Origin of the sequence: Xanthobacter flavus (assembly GCF_017875275.1) — a bacterium.
Classification (GTDB): Bacteria; Pseudomonadota; Alphaproteobacteria; order Rhizobiales; family Xanthobacteraceae; genus Xanthobacter; species Xanthobacter flavus_A.
The window spans coordinates 3,616,688-3,632,276 of sequence record NZ_JAGGML010000001.1; the positions used below are offsets into that span (position 1 = coordinate 3,616,688).

The window sequence follows — 15,589 nt, forward strand, 5'->3', positions numbered from 1 at the left end:
CTCCGGACAAGGGAATGCGCAGCCGGAAGACCGATCCGGTGCTCGAGAGGGCGACGGCGGCACAAGTTCTTCCTCCCCTCTCCCCTCGCGGGAGAGAGGCAGGGGGTGAGGGGGAGAGACCTCTCCGCCAAACCCGACGCCAGTCCCTGCTGCGCCACGCCCCTCACCCCCACCCTCTCCCGCCCGAACTCGGCTTTTGCCGAGTTCGGTTCGTGAGGGTCGAAGTCGGCAATAGCCGACTTCGAGGGGAGAGGGAGCACGGCCGGTGCCGGAAGGGGCCGCCCGCCGCGCAACTGCCACTCGCCCATCCATTTCACCCGGAGCCCCCCCATGGCCGAACTTCTCTCCGGCCCCGCCGCCGAACCGCTGACGCGGGCGGAGGCGAAGGCCTTCCTGCGTGTCGAGACCGACGCGGAGGACCCCCTCATCGATGCCCTGATCGCCGCCGCCCGCCGCCATGTGGAGGCCGAGAGCGGGCGCATCCTGATGGACCAGACCTGGCGCGTCTCGCTGGACCGCTGGCCCCTGCGTGGCGTCATCCCGGCGCCCGTGGCTCCGGTGCGGACGATCCTCGAAGCCACGGTCGCGGCGGCGGACGGCACGCCGGTGGCGCTGCCCGAAGGCGCGCTCGCTTTGGTGGGCGACCGGGCGCCGGCGCTGATCCGCGTTTCGCCCGCGCAGGTTTCGGCGCCCCTCGTCTCCCATGGCGGCATCGTCATCACGCTCCTCGCCGGTTATGGCGCGGACGCTTCTGGCGTGCCGGCCGATCTCGTGCAGGCGGTGCGGCTCATGCTCGCCCATCTCTACGAGCATCGCGACGGGCCGGGGGATGCCACGGCGCTCCCCGCCGCCGTCCGCGCGCTCATCGCGCCCTATCGCGTGGTGCGGCTGTGAGCGGCATCGGCGCGCTGCGCCATCGCCTTACCCACCAGACGCCTTTGGAGGTGCCGGACGGCGCCGGCGGCGTCGCGCGCTCCTTCATCTCCGTCGATGTGCTGTGGGGCGCGGTGGAGGAGGTCTCCACCGCCTACGGCCTTGGCGAGGACCGCCCCCGCGCGGCGCGCGTGCTGCGCGTCACCGTGCGGGCGCCCAACACCATCGCGGCCGGCGACCGGCTGATCCATGCCGGCCGCGTGCTGGCGGTGGAATCCATCGCCGATGCGGACGGGCGCGGCCGCTTCCATCGCATCCGCTGCAGCGAGGAGCAGACATGAGGAGCGAACTCAGCGTTCGCACCCGCGGCCTCGACGGTCTCGCCCGCCGCATCGCCGCCCGCCATTTCCCGGATGCGGAAGCGGCTGCGGCCGCCCGCCCCGCCGAGGATCTCGCGGCCGAGATCGGCGCCGAGACCGGCGCCGTTGCCACCGTCGCGGGCACCCCCGCGCGGCCTCTGGTCCAGGTCTCCGGCATGGCCTTTCTGGAGCGCGTGCGCGGCGCCTTCGATCGGCCGGGCGACCCGGTGATCGACCGCATCCGCCTGCTCTTCGCCCGCAGGAGGCGCCCGTGAGCCTGCCCCTCGACAGTCCCGCGCTCGCTTTGCGCGCCGCCATCCACGCCGCCCTTGTGGCGGACGCGGCGCTGGTGGCGCTCATCGGCGCGCCGCGCATCCATGACGTGCCGCCGGGCGATGCGGATTTTCCCTTCGTCACCCTCGGCGAGGCGGTGGTGGCGGACTGGTCCACCGCCACCGAGGCGGGCACCGAGCAGGCGCTGACGCTGCACGTCTTCTCCCGCTCCGGCGGGCGGGCGGAGGCCTTCGCCATCGCCGCGCGAGTGCAGGCGGCGCTGCACGACGCGCCCCTCGCGCTTGAGGGCCATCGCCTCGCCAATCTGCGCGCCACCACCGCCGAGGTCCGCCGCGAGAGCGACGGGCGCACCTTCCACGCTCTGGTACGGTTCCGCGCCGTCACCGAGCCCGTTTGACCGGAGACGAAAATGGCCGCGCAGAAGGGCAAGGACCTTCTCCTGAAGGTGCATGACGGCACCTCCTTCATCACCGTGGCGGGGCTGCGCACGCGCACCCTCGCCTTCAACGCGCAGAGCGTGGACGTGACCCATTCCGAGAGCGCCGGCCGCTGGCGCGAACTTTTGGACGGGGCGGGCGTGAAGCGCGCCTCCGTCTCCGGTTCCGGCGTGTTCAAGGACGCGGCGTCCGACGCCCTCGTCCGCCAGCTCTTCTTCTCCGGCGCGCTGGCGAGCTGCCAGTTGCTGATCCCGGATTTCGGCACGCTGACCGGCCCGTTCCAGGTGACGGCGCTGGAGATCGCGGCCGAGCACGACCGGGAAATCACCTTCGACCTCACCTTGGAGAGCGCAGGCGAGATCGCCTTCGCGGCCCTGTGATGGGCGGCGGGATGCCCAACCGCCGGCGCGGCGAGATTTCCGCCGTGCTCGACGGCACGCCGCGCGTGCTCGTCCTCACACTGGGGGCGCTGGCGGAGCTGGAAGCCGCCTTCGGCGCGGACGATCTCATGGCGCTCGCCGAGCGGTTCGGCCGGGGCCGCCTTTCGGCGCGGGACGCCGCGCGCATCATCGCCGCCGGGCTCAATGGCGCGGGGGTCGGCGTGAGCGTGGAGGAGGTGGAGCGGATGCGGGCGGATGGCGGCGCGGCGGGCTTCGCGCGCATCGTCGCCGAATTGCTGGCCGCCACCTTCGGCGGGGAGGAGACGACCCCATCCCCTCCCGTGCCGCAGCGGGCGTGAAGGAGGCGCCCGCGGCGCGCGCCTTTCCCTGGGCGCTCGCCATCGGCGCCGGCTTCGGCCTGCTGCGGCTTGCCCCCGACGCCTTCTGGCGGATGACGCCGCGCGAGCTTGCGGCCGCCCTTTCCGCGCTGTTGCCCGCCGCGTCGGAGGCCATCGACCGCGCCGGCCTTGCCGCGCTCATGGCGCGGTTTCCCGATCGCATGAGAGGATGATGCCGTGACCGAGACCGTCGATATCGCCCTTCAGGTGGACACCCGCAGCGCCATGGCGGCGCTGGGCGCGGCGGAAGTCTCCGCGCGCGGCTTTTCTTCGGCGCTCGCCTCCGCCTTCACCGGGCTCGCCGTGCAGGGCAAGGACCTCGGCACGGTGCTGGAGCAGCTCGCGACGCGCCTCGCCAACCTCGCGCTGACCGCCGCTTTGAAGCCGCTGGAGAGCTCGCTCACGTCTCTTCTCTCCGGTGCCGGCGGGCTCGGTTTCGCCAAGGGCGGGGTGATCGGGGACGGACAGGTGAAGCCCTTCGCGCGCGGCGGGGTGGTGGCGGCGCCCACCTATTTTCCCCTCGGCGCCTCCCTCGGCCTGATGGGGGAGAAAGGCGCGGAAGCCATCCTGCCGCTGGCGCGCGGGGCGGACGGGCGGCTGGGCGTGCGCAGCGCCGAAGGCGCGGGACGCGGGCCGGTGACGGTGAATATTGCGACGCCCGACCTCTCCGGCTTCCGCCGCTCCGATGCCTACGTCTCGGGCCTGGTGGCGCGGGCGGTGGCGCGCGGGCAGCGCGGCGGGTGAGGGCTCACCTCAGCGCGCGGACTTCCACGGGTCGGGCGCAGCGGAGGGCTGGGACGGGGTGATGGTGTTGTTGAACTGGTTCGGCGCGTTGCTCGGTGCATTGCCGCCGTAGGCATCGGTGCGCACGGCCGCTCCGCTGCGCACGCAGGAATCCGTGCCGGGCACCCGCTGGAAGCCCGCGCCATAGCTGGCGCAGAAGCTGTCGCTCTTGCCGCTGCCGCTGGAGCCCTTGCTGGCGGACTGCGCCATCGCCGCGCTACCGGCGACCCCGACGAAGGCCGCGACGAGCACCAGCGCAAAAGACATCCGCGCCACGCCGAAGCGCCGGGCTGAGAAGAGGGGGGCAGACGCGCGAGGCATGGCAGCGAGCTTTGGCAGCGAGGCAGATTCCGGACCGGCTCGCCCGATGCGAGCCACCGGGACCATAGCGCCGCCGCGCCCGCCGCGAAATCCCCTGACCAACCGGCAGCTTGCGCGTGAGGGCGGAATGTCGCGCGTGACGTTGAGGCCGTTGGCGGGTAGCGCGCTCATCCAAGGCGCGGATACATCGCACGCCCCACGGAAGCGCCGTCCGGCTGAGCTGTGCCGGCGCCTCCTGGTCCTGTCGAGATCATGTCCGGTGCGGAACGTCCCTTTGCCGAGCGTCTCCGCAAGCCCGCGACGGCTTGCGCGTGCGATCGGTGGGACGGCTTCCCACGGCGAGGTCGTTCCGTTCGCGGCATTCCGGCCTTGCCCCACTGGCCGATGCCCGAACGGATACGACGTCCACCTATCGGCACCCTGGAATAGGGGTGCCCTGATACGCAAAGGCCCAGGCCTCACGGTGCCCGGGCGCAGACGAATGCCAAACATGCGCTCCCGGACGAAAGCCGGGAGCCGGTCCCTGCTGCCGCCCGTGGGCGGCATCTTCGCTCTTCCGTCGCCCTTGGGCGTCCGTCTCGTGTCTCCGCCCTGCGGCGGCGCTCCGATGGCGGTGGCGCGGGCCCTGAGCCGCACGCCGCCATCGGGGAGCGAAGATCACTTCTTCGCGGGAGCCTTCGGCGCAGCAGCCTTCTTGGCGGCGGGCTTGGCGGCAGCCTTGGGGGCAGCGGGCTTCGTCTCCGGCGCGGGTGCGGGAGCCGCGGCAGCGGCCGGCTTCGCAGCAGCCTTGGGGGCGGCAGCCTTCTTGGGAGCGGCAGCCTTCTTCTCGGCAGCGGGCTTCGCAGCGGCCTTGGGGGCAGCGGCCTTGGGCGCAGCGGCCTTGGCGGGTGCCTTTGCAGCCTTCGGAGCGGTGGCCTTCTTCTCGGGAGCCGGAGCCTCGGCCGGCTTGGCGGCGGCCTTCGCGGAAGCGGCCTTGGGAGCAGCAGCCTTCTTGGCGGCAGCCTTGGGAGCCGCGGCCTTGGCTTCGGCCTTCGGGGCAGCGGCCTTGGGAGCAGCAGCCTTGGGCGCAGCGGCCTTCTTGGCAGGCGCCTTCGGGGCAGCGGCCTTGGGAGCCGCGGCCTTGGCTTCAGCCTTCGGTGCAGCAGCCTTCTTGGCAGGCGCCTTCGGCGCGGCGGCCTTCGGTGCGGCGGTCTTGGCTTCGGCCTTCGGTGCAGCAGCCTTGGGAGCGGCGGCGGGCTTGGCGGCGGGCTTGGGTGCTGCGGTCTTGGGTGCTGTGGTCTTGGCTGCGGCCTTGGGGGCTGCGGCCTTCTTCTCGGCGGGTTTCTCGGCGGCGGCGGCCGGCTTTTTCGCGGGCTTGGTAGCCATGCTTTCGCTCCATGCTCAACGGGGCATCGGAAAGTCAAGGCGTCACGTTCAACTATGTCAAGGCCATCTCTACTGATTTCGGCCAAGAATTAGGGGATGGGGGCATCATATGGCCGCCTTTCATGAGATTTTGTTTCCGCTGGAGGTCGCTCTCGGCGCTTCCGGCGGTCCGGAGCGTGTCACAGAGGTGGTCACCACCGCATCGGGACGCGAGGAACGCAACACGCGCCAGGCTGATTCGCGACGGCGCTGGGATGCTGGTTACGGGGTGAAAACCTTCGCCGCGCTGGCCGAAATCGTCGCCTTCTTCGAGGAGCGTCGTGGGCGTCTCCACGGCTTCCGCTGGCGCGATCGTCTCGACCAGTCGTCGGCCGCTCCGGACGGCGAGGTGAGCGCCCTCGACCAGCTCATCGGCGCCGGCGACGGCGTGCGAGCCACCTTCGCGCTGACGAAGCGTTACGGCGCTCTCCACGCCCCCTATCTGCGGGCCATCACCAAGCCCGTCGCGGGCAGCGTGAAGGTCGCGGTGAATGGCATCGAACATGTTGAAGGCGCGCACTTTTCTCTCGATGCCACGCGGGGCCTCATCACCTTCGCGGCGGGTGCGATCCCGCCCGCGTCGGCGGTGGTCACGGCGGGCTTCCGCTTCGATGTTCCGGTGCGCTTCGACACCGATTTTCTTGAGGTGGATCTCTCTGCTTTCGCGGCCGGCGCGATCCCCCGCATCCCCGTCATCGAAATCCGCGTGTGAGGCTGACATGCGTACCCTTGATCCCGCGCTCGCCGACCATCTCGCGAGCGGCGTCACGACGCTGTGCCGCGCCTGGCGCGTCACCCGCCGCGACGGCACCGTGCTCGGCTTCACCGACCATGATCGCGACCTCCTCATCGCGGGCGTGACCTTCCTCGCCGCCTCCGGCATCGCGGGCTCGGAAAGCACGCAGGCGCAGGGGCTTTCCGTCACCGGCGCAGAACTTTCCGGCGCGCTCAGCGCGGATGCGCTCGATGCGGCGGACCTCGCCGCCGGCCTCTATGACGGGGCTGGCGTGGACCTGCTTCTGGTCAATTGGCAGTCGCCCGCGCAGCACCTCCTCCTGCGGCGCGGAACCATCGGCGAGGTGCGCTCGGAAGACGGCGTGTTCACCGCCGAGATTCGCGCTCTGGCGGATGCCTTCAACCAGACGCGCGGGCGCCTCTTTACCCCCACCTGCGATGCCGATCTCGGCGACGCCCGCTGCGGCGTGGACCTCGCCGCGTCGGCCCATTCCGCCACCGCCGTCGTGAGCAACGTCCAAGGGGCACTGCGCCTGCGCGTGAGCGGGCTCGGCGGCTTTCCCGCCGGCGCCTTCGCGCGGGGGCGCGCGATGTTCGCGACCGGGGCCAATGCGGTCTTCGCGACGGAGGTGAAGGCGCACCTCGTGGAGGCGGAAGGGGTGGTCCTGCGCCTGTGGCAGCGCCCGCCGTTCGACGTGGCGGAGGGCGACGAAATCACCCTCACCGCCGGCTGCGACAAGCGCTTTTCGACCTGTCGCGACCGCTTCTCAAACGCATTCAATTTCCGCGGCTTCCCGCACATGCCGGGCAACGATGCGGTCATCTCCGTCGCCATTCCCGGCGAGGGTGGATACGACGGGAGCCTGAGGGAATGAGCGCGCCCGCAGACCCCGGCGCTCTGCGCGCTGCCATCCTCTCCGAGGCCCGCGCCTGGATCGGCACGCCCTATCTCCACCGTGCCTCCCTGAAGGGCCACGGCGCGGACTGCCTCGGCCTCGTGCGCGGCGTCTGGCGCGCGGTGGTGGGGCCGGAACCGGAGACGCTGCCGTCCTACGCGCCCGACTGGGCCGAGGCCGGTCGCTGCGAGACGCTGGCCGACACCGCGCGGCGCCATCTCGTCGCCATTCCGCTGGCCGAGGCGCAGCCCGGCGACGTGGTGCTGTTCCGCTTCCGGGAGCACCTTCCGGCGAAGCACGCCGCGCTGCTTTGCGAGGGCGGGCGCATGATCCACGCCTATGACGGCGCGAGCGTGTGCGAGACCGCGCTGACCCCCTGGTGGCGGCGGCGGCTGGCGTATGCGTTCGCGTTTCCCGGGGTGGGGTAGGGGGCGAGGTTCATCCACCGTTCCCCGGACAAGCGACACCGCAGGTGGAGCGCTTGCACCGTCCTCCCCACCGTCATGCCCCGGCTTGTCCGGGGCATCCACCGGGCCGCTTGAGCGCTGCCCGCAAACCCGACCCCGCCAAACCGTGGATCGCCCGGACACGCCGGGCGATGACGGTGCGATGGGGCGGGTTCGGATCATCTTCCCCCCATTCCGGAGCCTCACCCATGGCGACGCTGCTTCTCGGCGCGGCCGGCGGCCTTATCGGCGGCGCGCTGTTCGGACCCATCGGCGCGGTGGCGGGGCGGGCGCTTGGCGCGCTCGGCGGCTCGGTCATCGACGGGGCGCTTCTCGGCGGCAACCGCTCGCGCCATGCGGAAGGCCCGCGCCTCACCGACCTCGACGTGATGGCCTCCACCGCCGGTGCACCGCTGCCCCGCATCTACGGCCGCGCGCGCCTCGCCGGACAGGTGATCTGGGCCACCAAGCTCAAGGAGGTGAAGAAGGAGGAGACGCAGTCCGTCGGTGGCAAGGGCGGCAGCCTTTCCGCCAGCACCACGACCTACACCTATTACGCCAATTTCGCCGTGGCCCTGTGCGAAGGTCCGGTCTCGCGCATCGGCCGCATCTGGGCGGACGGCAAGCTGCTCGACACGCGCCGCCTGCACATCACCACCCATCTCGGCGGGGCGGACGAGGCGCCGGACTCGTGGATCGAGGCGAAGCAGGGCACGCTCGGAACGCCGGCCTATCGCGGCGTCGCCTACCTCACCTTCCGCAATCTGGAACTCACCGACTACGGCAACCGCCTGCCGCAGATCACCGTGGAGGTGGAGCGCTCCATCGGCGCGCTGGAGCGCCAGGTGCGCGCGGTGACTTTGATCCCCGGCGCCACCGAATTCGGCTACGACACGCGCAACATCCGCCAGGTCTATGGCGAGGCGAGCTACGGGCCGGAGAACCGGCACGTCACCTCCTTCTTCAGCGATTTCGAGGCCTCCCTAGACCAGCTCCTCGGCGCCTGCCCGAACTTGTCGCGCGTGTCGCTGGTGGTGTCCTGGTTCGGCGACGATCTGCGCGCCGGCCAATGCGCCGTGCGGCCGAAGTGCGAGCGCACGAACAAGGCGACCGCCCCCGCGCTGTGGAGCGTGGCAGGACAGACGCGGCTCACCACGCCCGCCGTCTCGCAATACGAGGGTCGCGCGGCCTATGGCGGCACCCCCTCCGACGACAGCGTGGTGCGCGCCATCCAGCGCATGGCGGAGGCGGGGCTGAAGGTGACGCTCAACCCCTTCGTCATGATGGACATCCCCGCCGACAACACCCGCCCCGATCCTTGGACCGGCGCCGCCGCCCAGCCGCCCCATCCCTGGCGCGGGCGCATCACCTGCGATCCCGCGCCGGGGCGGACGGGGACGGTGGACGGCACGGCGGCCTGCCACGCGCAGGTTCAGGCGTTGTTCGGCACGGCCGTGGCGGGGGACTTCACCCGCGTCGGGTCGAGCGTGATCTATCACGGGCCGGAGGAATGGAGCCTGCGCCGCATGGTGCTGCATTACGCCCATCTCGCCGTCGCGGCGGGCGGGGTGGAGGCCATCCTCATCGGCTCGGAAATGGCCGCGCTCACCCGCCTCACGGACGACACCGGTGCCTTCCCCGCCGCCGCCGCTCTGGCCGCTCTGGCGGCCGATGTGAAGGCGGTGGTGGGGCCGGATACCCTCGTCTCCTATGCCGCCGACTGGACGGAATACGGCGCGCAGGTGCTCGCCTCCGGCGTGTGCTTTCCCCTCGATGCGGTGTGGGGCGCCGATGCGGTGGACTTCATCGGCATCGATTACTACCCCCCGCTCGCCGACTGGCGCGACGGCTCCGCCCATCTCGATGCGGCGCTGGCGCAGTCCATCCACGACCGCGCGTATCTGAAGGCCAACCTGCGCCGGGGCGAGGGCTTCGACTGGTTCTATGCGGACGATGCCGCCCGCGCCGCGCAGGACCGCACCGCTATCACGGATGGCGCCTTCGGCGAGCCGTGGGTGTATCGCCAGAAGGATCTCTGGTCCTGGTGGGCGAACGCCCATCATGAGCGCATCGCGGGCGTGCGCAGCGCGACGCCCACCGCTTATGTGCCCGGCGCCAAGCCCATCCGCCTGATGGAGGCGGGATGCCCGGCGGTGGACAAGGGCGCCAACCGGCCGAGCGCCTTCCCGGATGCGAAATCCGCCGAGAACCGCCTGCCGCCCTTCTCCTCCGGCGCACGGGACGACCTCATCCAGCGCCGCGCGTTGGAGGCCATCCTCGCCACCTTCGGCGCGGATGCGGACCCCACCGACAACCCCGCCGCGACCCTCTATCCCGGCCGCATGGTCGAGCCCGACGCGCTGTTCCTGTGGAGCTGGGATGCACGGCCCTATCCCCAGTTCCCCTACGCCACCGACGTGTGGGCGGACGGCGCCAACTGGGCCACCGGCCACTGGCTTACCGGCCGTCTCGGCTCCGCGCCGCTGGATGCCCTGGTGGCGACGCTCGCCGCCGATTTCGGCATCACCGACATGGACAGCGCGCAGCTTGCCGGCGCCGTCGAGGGCTATGTGGTGGAGCAGCCCATGACCGCCCGCGCCGCGCTGGAGCCGCTCGCCCGCGCCTTCGCCTTCGAGGCGGGGGAGGAGGACGGCCGCATCGTCTTCCGCCCGCGCGGGCAGGGGGCGGTGGCGGAGATCGCCACCGACGATCTGGTGCAGGTGGAGGGCACGCCGCTTCTCGCCGTCACCCGCGCGCAGGAGACGGAGCTGCCGCTGGAGGTGACGGTGGGCTTCGTTGATGCCCTGCGCGACTATCGCCGCGCCACCGTCTCCTCCCGCCGCCTCGCGGGGAAGAGCCGGCACGTGACGCAGGCGGACCTCGCGGTGGTGGCCTCCGACGCGGTGATGGTGCGGGCCGCCGATGTCTGGCTTCAGGACCTGTGGGCCGGGCGCGAGACGCTCTCCTTCTCCCTCCCGCCCTCCTTGCTCGCGCTCGCCCCCGGAGACCTCGTGCGGCTGACCTTCGATGGCCGCACGCGGCTCGTGGAGATCGTCCGGGTGGAGGAGGCGGAGGCGCTGGCCGTCACCGCCCGCACCATCGAGCCGGAGGTGTTCGACGTGGCACTGGCGGAGGAGGGGGCGGGCGCCATCGCGCTGCCCGGCGCCTCCGGCCCGCCCGCCGTGCGGGTGCTCGACCTGCCGGCCTTGTCGGAGGCGGAACCCGTTCCGCTGCAATGGCTTGCCGCCGCCGCTTCGCCGTGGCCGGGCACGCTCGCCATCTGGCGCTCCACCGATGGCGCGACCTTCGAGACGCTGGCGCCCATCACCGCCTCCGCCACCTTCGGCACCCTCACCGCGCCGCTTCCTCCGGGACCGCTGTGGCGGTTCGACCGGAACAATTGGATGGAGGTGACGCTTGAGACCTCCCTCCTCGTCTCGGCGAGCGAGGCCGAGGTGCTGGCGGGGACCAACCTCCTCGTGCTCCTGGCCGACGACCGCGCGCCGGAAATCGTCGCCTTCACCGAGGCGGAACTGGTGGATGCGGGCAGCTATCGCCTCAGCGGCCTGCTGCGCGGCCTCGCCGGCACGGAAGGCGCGGGGGCGGAAGCGTGGCCTGCAGGCACGCGCATCGTGCGCCTCGACGGCACCTTGGTGAGCGTCGCCAGCGGCGTCGCGGCGCTGGGGCGCAGCTTCATCTATCGCGTCGGCTCGGCCCGGGACGACCAGGGCGCGGAGGAGGTGACGGAAGTGTCCGCCACCGTCTCCGGCCGCGCGCTCGCGCCGCTTTCGCCGGTGCATGTGCGGGCGCGGCGGACGGGGGCGGGCGTCGCGCTCTCCTTCATCCGCCGCACCCGCATCGCGGGCGACGGATGGGAGGCGGTGGAGGTGCCGCTGGGCGAAGCCAGCGAGGCCTACCGGCTCGACATTCTCGATGGCGGGACGGTGCGGCGAACCTTCACCCTCACGTCGCCTGACGCCCTCTATGCGGCCGCCGACGAGATCGCCGATTTCGGCGCCCCGCAGGCGGAACTCACCGTCCGCATCGCCCAGCTCTCGGCCAGCGTCGGCGCGGGGGCGGCGATGACGACAAGCGTGCGGCCGTAAGGCTCTTCTCCTTCCTTCGAGGTCCAGCCATGTCCGAGCAATCGGCGAACCTGGCGCTGCCGTATATCGCGGCGGCCCAGGCGCAGAAGCATGTCACCCATAATGAGGCCATCCGCCGCCTCGACGCCTTCGTGCAACTGGTGCTGGAGAGCGCCACCGCGACCGCGCCGCCGGCCTCACCCGCCGATGGCGCGCGCTGGTTCGTGCCCATCGGGGCGATGGGTATCTTTGCGGGGCGGGACGGGACGATCGCGGCCTATGAGGCGGGTGCGTTCGACTTCCTGCCCGTGGCTCAGGGCTTCCTCGCCTTCATCCGCGACGAGGGGCGGCTCGCTGTGTTCGACGGTGGCGCGTGGGTCTCGCCTCTGGCCGCGAGTGCCAGCCGCGCGGCCATCTCGGCGCGGGTGCTGGAAGAGGATGTGAACCTCTCGGGGGCCTACACCGAAAGCGCGCTCGCCATCCCCGACCGCGCCATCGTGCTCGCCGTCTCCTGTCGCACTCTGACGGCTGTGACCGGGGCCTCGGCCTATGATTGCGGCATTGCCGGCGAGCCCGCGAAGTTCGGCGGGAGCCTCGGCGCCGCGGCGGGCGCGACGAACATGGGCGTCATCGGCCCCACTGCCTTCTACGCGCCCACCCCGGTCCGCCTCACCGCCGTCGGCGGCAGCTTCGCGGGCGGCACGGTGCGCATCGCCCTTCACCTCCTCCTGTTCGCCGGTCCCGGCGCCTGATCCCATCCGCGGAGTGCCTGTCCATGCCCTACGATCCGGCGCGCGATCCCCTCAGCGGGCTCGCCGCTTCCCTCTCCTCGCCCTCGCGCCACCTGGTGGCGGTGACGCCCTCGGACACCGAGGACCTGCCCGTCTACGCCAAGGCCCTGTGGGTCTTCGTGCCGGAGGACGTGGCGGGCGGCGTCGCCACCATCCGCATCACGCCCGTCGGGAGTGCGGACGACGCGGTGGTCGACGTCCGCGCGCTCGCCGGCCTCCAGCCGCTGCCACCGTGCCAGGTGCGCCGGGTCTGGGTCGCCGGCACCAGCGCCGGCCTGTCCGTCTATGCGCTGACCGATCGCTGAGGCCCGCCATGCTCGGCCCCGGCACAGACGCCCCGCGCACGGCCGTGGGCCGTGGCCGCGCCGCGCGCGCGCGCAGCATCCCCCTTCCCGGCCCGCCGCCCGGCTGCGGCTGGGTTTTCGTCACCGACCCTTCCGGTGCGCACCGGCCCGTCTTCGTCATCGACGGCGACGGACGGCAGCGGCCAGTTTACGTGGAGCTTTGAGGATGACCGATTTCACCCTTCCCGGCGTCGCCATGTCCGATGCCGTCGGCCGCCTCGCCGCCGTTGGCGCGCAGACCGTCGTCATCACCGGCGACAGCATCACCCAGCAGATGGGCTACACCGACAACGTCATCACCCAGTTCGACATTTCCTACGCGGTGTGGGCCAACGCCGTGATGGGCGGACGCTTCACCTTCCTCAACAATGCCGGTGTCGGCTCGACCCGGTCCGACACGATGCTGGCGAACATGGACGAAAAGGTCCTCGCCTATCAGCCCGACTGGTGCTGGATGCTGATCGGCGCCAATGACGCCAACGCCTCCACCGGCACCTCGGCGGAGATCATCGCGGGCTTCAAGACCAATGTCTCCGCCGCCATCGCGAAGTGCCGCGCGGCGGGCGTGCGCGTGCTCATCGGCACCATCATGCCCACGCTGTCCAGCAACACCAGCTGGAGCGCGGAGCGGGTCTATCGCGTGCATACCATGAACAGCTGGATCCGCGCGCTGCCCCACACCTATCCCGGGCTCGTGGTTGCGGACTTCGCCGCCGCGCTCGTCGATCCCACCAGCGCCACCGGCCAGCCGAAGAGCGGCTATCTGCAGGCGGACGACGGCATCCATCCCAGCCACAAGGGCGCCTATTACATGGGCCTCGTGGTGAAGGAGGCGCTGGAGGGCATCACCCCCAAGGCGCCCCGGCTGGTGGCATCGGTGACGGATACCTACGGCTATAATTCCGCCGGGCAGCAGATGTTCGACAATCCGCTGTTCACCACCACCTCGGGCGGCACGAACTCCACCTCCGGCACCATCACGGGCACTGTTCCGGGCGGATGTACTCTGCTGAAGTCCGGCACCTGGGGGAGCTCCTATGGGGCCTCCGACACGGTGGCGCGGGCGGACGGCTTCGGCAACGACTGGCGCGTGACGGTGACCAATACCGGCGCCAATGAAGACAACCTCTCCCTCTCCTCCTTCAACCTCAGCGCCCGCTTCGCGGCCGGCGACAAGGTGTTCGCCACCGCCTCGGTGGCGGCGTCGGGGCTCGCGCAGTGGAAGGGCGCCAGCTTCTTCGTGGAATCCACCTCCGGCTCCACCACCTATCGCGCCGGAGCGCTGGAGCGGGCGACGACGGACGATCCCGCGGCGGCGGTGGGCACCTTCTTCCAGGGCGATCACGAGGTGACGCTGGTGACGGGCGTGCTCACCATCCCGGAGGGCTTCTCCAGCTTCTACTGGCGCGCGCGGCCGCGCTGGATTGCCGCCGGCGGCACCGGCGTCGTCCGCATCGGCCGCGTCGGCATCTGGAAGATCCCCGCCGCCTGAGCCGCGCCACCGGGCGGCCGTCCACGGCGGCTGCCTGCCTCCGATCCCTTCCGGGGCTCCGCATCGCGGGGCCCCTTTCGCTTTCCGGAAAGGCCCGGTCATGGTCGCGCAGAATTTCGCGCCGGCGCTCGCCGCCGTGCTCCGCCACGAGGGCGGCTATTCCAACCATCCCGACGATCCCGGCGGCCCCACCATGAAGGGCGTCATCCAGCGCGTCTACGACGCCTGGCGGCGCTCGAAGGGGCTCGCCTTGCGTCCGGTCCGCGAGATCGAGGACGCCGAGCTGAAGGAAATCTATCGTCGCCAGTATTGGGACGCCGTGCGCGCCGACGAACTGCCCGACGGCATCGACTATGTGGTGTTCGACGGCGCGGTGAATTCCGGCCCGGCGCAATCTGCGAAGTGGCTCCAGCGCGCGCTCTCCCTCTCCGCCGACGGGCAGGTGGGGGAGGTGACGCTCGCTGCCGCGCGCGCCACCGCCGAGCATGCGCCGGCCCGCCTCGTGGACGACATCTGCGACCGCCGCCTCGCCATGCTCCAGGCGCTGCGCACCTGGCCGGTCTTCGGCAAGGGCTGGGGCCGGCGCGTCGCCGACGTGCGCAAGCTCGGGAAATCCTGGGCGACCGGCGGGCGGACCTCTTCCGTCGCCGTGCCGGCCAAGGACGGGGAGGGGGCCAAGGGCGCGCTGGCGAGCGCGAAGCCCGCGCCGCGACCCGAGGCGGGCGCGGGTGCCGTGGCCGGCGGCCTCGTTGCCTCCACCGTGGCCGAGGCGGCGCGGCAGATCGAGCCCCACGCCGCCGGCTCGCCTTTGCTGGCCAATGTCTTCGCCGCGCTCACCCTGCTCGGCCTCCTCGCCACCCTCGCGGGCCTCGCCTGGGTCTGGTGGAGCGCGCACGCGGGGGCGAAGCGGGCCGAGGTGCTCGACCTCGGCACCGGCGCGGCCGGGGAGGCGAAGCCGTGAGCGGGGCGCTCGACGCCCTAGCGGGTTTCCTCGGCTACGGCGTGCCGTGGTGGGCCTGGGGCATTCCCGGCGGCCTCGCCGTGGCGGTGCTGCTGCGCCTGTTCGGCGTGCGGGCGGCGGGGATCGCCGCCGCCGTCCTCGCCGTCGTCCTCGTCACCCGGCGCGCCGCCCAGCGCGGCTATGACCGCGCCCTGAAGGAAGGAGAACGCGATGTCTCGGAAAGCCTTTCTGCCGCGCGGTCTGCGCGGGATGCTGCCGCTCGCCGCGACGGCGATGCTGGCCGGCTGCGCGACGACGACGGGTTCCGGCGCGACTAGGGTCTATTGCGGCGCCGCCGCCCCCATCCGCTGGTCCCTCTCCGACACTGACGAGACCATCCGCCAGGCCAAGGCCGCCAACGCGGTTGGCCGACGCCTGTGCGGCTGGCGGTGAGTGGCGCGCCGGGAGCCCCCCATTAAGCCCGCGCGGCGCTTGAGCGTGACCTCCCAAAAACAACCGCGCGGCGCTTGAGCGTGACCGCCCAAAAACAACCGCGCGGCGCTTGAGCGTGGCCCGCTTGGCACCGGTTGAAGACCGGGGCCGACGGCCCA

General features: G+C 71.8%; 19 protein-coding genes. 17 read left to right on the forward strand and 2 right to left on the reverse strand.

Going from position 1 to position 15,589, the window contains the following annotated elements; genetic code table 11:
• Nucleotides 1–330: 330 nt before the first annotated feature.
• From J2126_RS17150 to J2126_RS17185, 8 genes are read left to right on the forward strand one after another with little or no spacing between them, the layout of a single operon-like run.
• The gene (locus J2126_RS17150; RefSeq protein ID WP_209488083.1) at nt 331–894 is read left to right on the forward strand and encodes a head-tail connector protein; all 564 of its coding nucleotides are present in this window, start codon (nt 331–333) and stop codon (nt 892–894) included.
• Nucleotides 891–1,214, forward strand: a complete 324-nt coding sequence (locus tag J2126_RS17155; protein ID WP_209488084.1) for a head-tail adaptor protein — start codon at nt 891–893, stop codon at nt 1,212–1,214. Before J2126_RS17150 ends, J2126_RS17155 begins: the two co-directional genes overlap by 4 nt.
• Nucleotides 1,211–1,507, forward strand: a complete 297-nt coding sequence (locus J2126_RS17160) for a hypothetical protein (protein ID WP_209488085.1) — start codon at nt 1,211–1,213, stop codon at nt 1,505–1,507. Before J2126_RS17155 ends, J2126_RS17160 begins: the two co-directional genes overlap by 4 nt.
• On the forward strand, nt 1,504–1,923 hold the full coding sequence (locus J2126_RS17165) for a DUF3168 domain-containing protein (RefSeq protein ID WP_209488086.1): 420 nt from the start codon (nt 1,504–1,506) through the stop codon (nt 1,921–1,923). Before J2126_RS17160 ends, J2126_RS17165 begins: the two co-directional genes overlap by 4 nt.
• Before the next feature lie 12 nt (nt 1,924–1,935).
• On the forward strand, nt 1,936–2,343 hold the full coding sequence (locus J2126_RS17170) for a phage major tail protein, TP901-1 family (RefSeq protein WP_024277874.1): 408 nt from the start codon (nt 1,936–1,938) through the stop codon (nt 2,341–2,343).
• Nucleotides 2,344–2,354: 11 nt separating this feature from the next.
• A complete protein-coding gene (locus tag J2126_RS17175; protein WP_209488087.1) occupies nt 2,355–2,702 on the forward strand; it encodes a gene transfer agent family protein in 348 nt (115 codons plus the stop codon).
• Nucleotides 2,699–2,914, forward strand: a complete 216-nt coding sequence (locus J2126_RS17180; RefSeq protein WP_209488088.1) for a rcc01693 family protein — start codon at nt 2,699–2,701, stop codon at nt 2,912–2,914. Before J2126_RS17175 ends, J2126_RS17180 begins: the two co-directional genes overlap by 4 nt.
• Nucleotides 2,915–2,918: 4 nt before the next feature.
• Nucleotides 2,919–3,485 (forward strand): phage tail tape measure protein, encoded by a 567-nt coding sequence (locus J2126_RS17185; RefSeq protein ID WP_209488089.1) that lies wholly within the window; start codon nt 2,919–2,921, stop codon nt 3,483–3,485.
• A 9-nt stretch (nt 3,486–3,494) separates the two neighbouring features.
• On the opposite strand, the gene J2126_RS17190 is transcribed toward J2126_RS17185, so the two are convergent.
• Together J2126_RS17190 and J2126_RS17195 are read right to left on the reverse strand one after the other, a co-directional pair.
• Nucleotides 3,495–3,791: a porin gene (locus J2126_RS17190; RefSeq protein WP_209488090.1), complete on the reverse strand. Its 297-nt coding sequence runs from the start codon at nt 3,789–3,791 to the stop codon at nt 3,495–3,497.
• A 711-nt stretch (nt 3,792–4,502) separates the two neighbouring features.
• A complete protein-coding gene (locus tag J2126_RS17195) occupies nt 4,503–5,210 on the reverse strand; it encodes a hypothetical protein (protein ID WP_209488091.1) in 708 nt (235 codons plus the stop codon).
• A gap of 109 nt (nt 5,211–5,319) precedes the next feature.
• Here J2126_RS17195 and J2126_RS17200 point away from each other — a divergent pair, with 109 nt between their 5' ends.
• From J2126_RS17200 to J2126_RS17240, 9 genes are all read left to right on the forward strand, one after another.
• On the forward strand, nt 5,320–5,961 hold the full coding sequence (locus tag J2126_RS17200) for a DUF2460 domain-containing protein (protein WP_209488092.1): 642 nt from the start codon (nt 5,320–5,322) through the stop codon (nt 5,959–5,961).
• A gap of 7 nt (nt 5,962–5,968) precedes the next feature.
• Entirely contained in the window at nt 5,969–6,859 is an 891-nt protein-coding gene (locus J2126_RS17205) for a DUF2163 domain-containing protein (RefSeq protein ID WP_209488093.1), read from the forward strand.
• The gene (locus J2126_RS17210) at nt 6,856–7,308 is read left to right on the forward strand and encodes an NlpC/P60 family protein (protein WP_209488094.1); all 453 of its coding nucleotides are present in this window, start codon (nt 6,856–6,858) and stop codon (nt 7,306–7,308) included. The genes J2126_RS17205 and J2126_RS17210 overlap by 4 nt, the downstream gene beginning before the upstream one ends.
• A gap of 227 nt (nt 7,309–7,535) precedes the next feature.
• Nucleotides 7,536–11,432, forward strand: a complete 3,897-nt coding sequence (locus J2126_RS17215; protein ID WP_209488095.1) for a baseplate multidomain protein megatron — start codon at nt 7,536–7,538, stop codon at nt 11,430–11,432.
• A gap of 29 nt (nt 11,433–11,461) precedes the next feature.
• A complete protein-coding gene (locus tag J2126_RS17220; RefSeq protein WP_209488096.1) occupies nt 11,462–12,163 on the forward strand; it encodes a DUF2793 domain-containing protein in 702 nt (233 codons plus the stop codon).
• Nucleotides 12,164–12,186: 23 nt separating this feature from the next.
• Entirely contained in the window at nt 12,187–12,507 is a 321-nt protein-coding gene (locus J2126_RS17225; protein ID WP_209488097.1) for a spike base protein, RCAP_Rcc01079 family, read from the forward strand.
• 205 nt (nt 12,508–12,712) lie between these two features.
• Nucleotides 12,713–14,038 (forward strand): SGNH/GDSL hydrolase family protein, encoded by a 1,326-nt coding sequence (locus J2126_RS17230; RefSeq protein ID WP_209488098.1) that lies wholly within the window; start codon nt 12,713–12,715, stop codon nt 14,036–14,038.
• A gap of 100 nt (nt 14,039–14,138) precedes the next feature.
• Nucleotides 14,139–14,999, forward strand: coding sequence for a glycoside hydrolase family 108 protein (locus J2126_RS17235; protein ID WP_209488099.1), 861 nt, complete (start codon nt 14,139–14,141; stop codon nt 14,997–14,999).
• Nucleotides 14,996–15,316, forward strand: a complete 321-nt coding sequence (locus J2126_RS17240) for a hypothetical protein (RefSeq protein WP_209488100.1) — start codon at nt 14,996–14,998, stop codon at nt 15,314–15,316. Before J2126_RS17235 ends, J2126_RS17240 begins: the two co-directional genes overlap by 4 nt.
• The last annotated feature ends 273 nt before the right edge of the window (nt 15,317–15,589 follow it).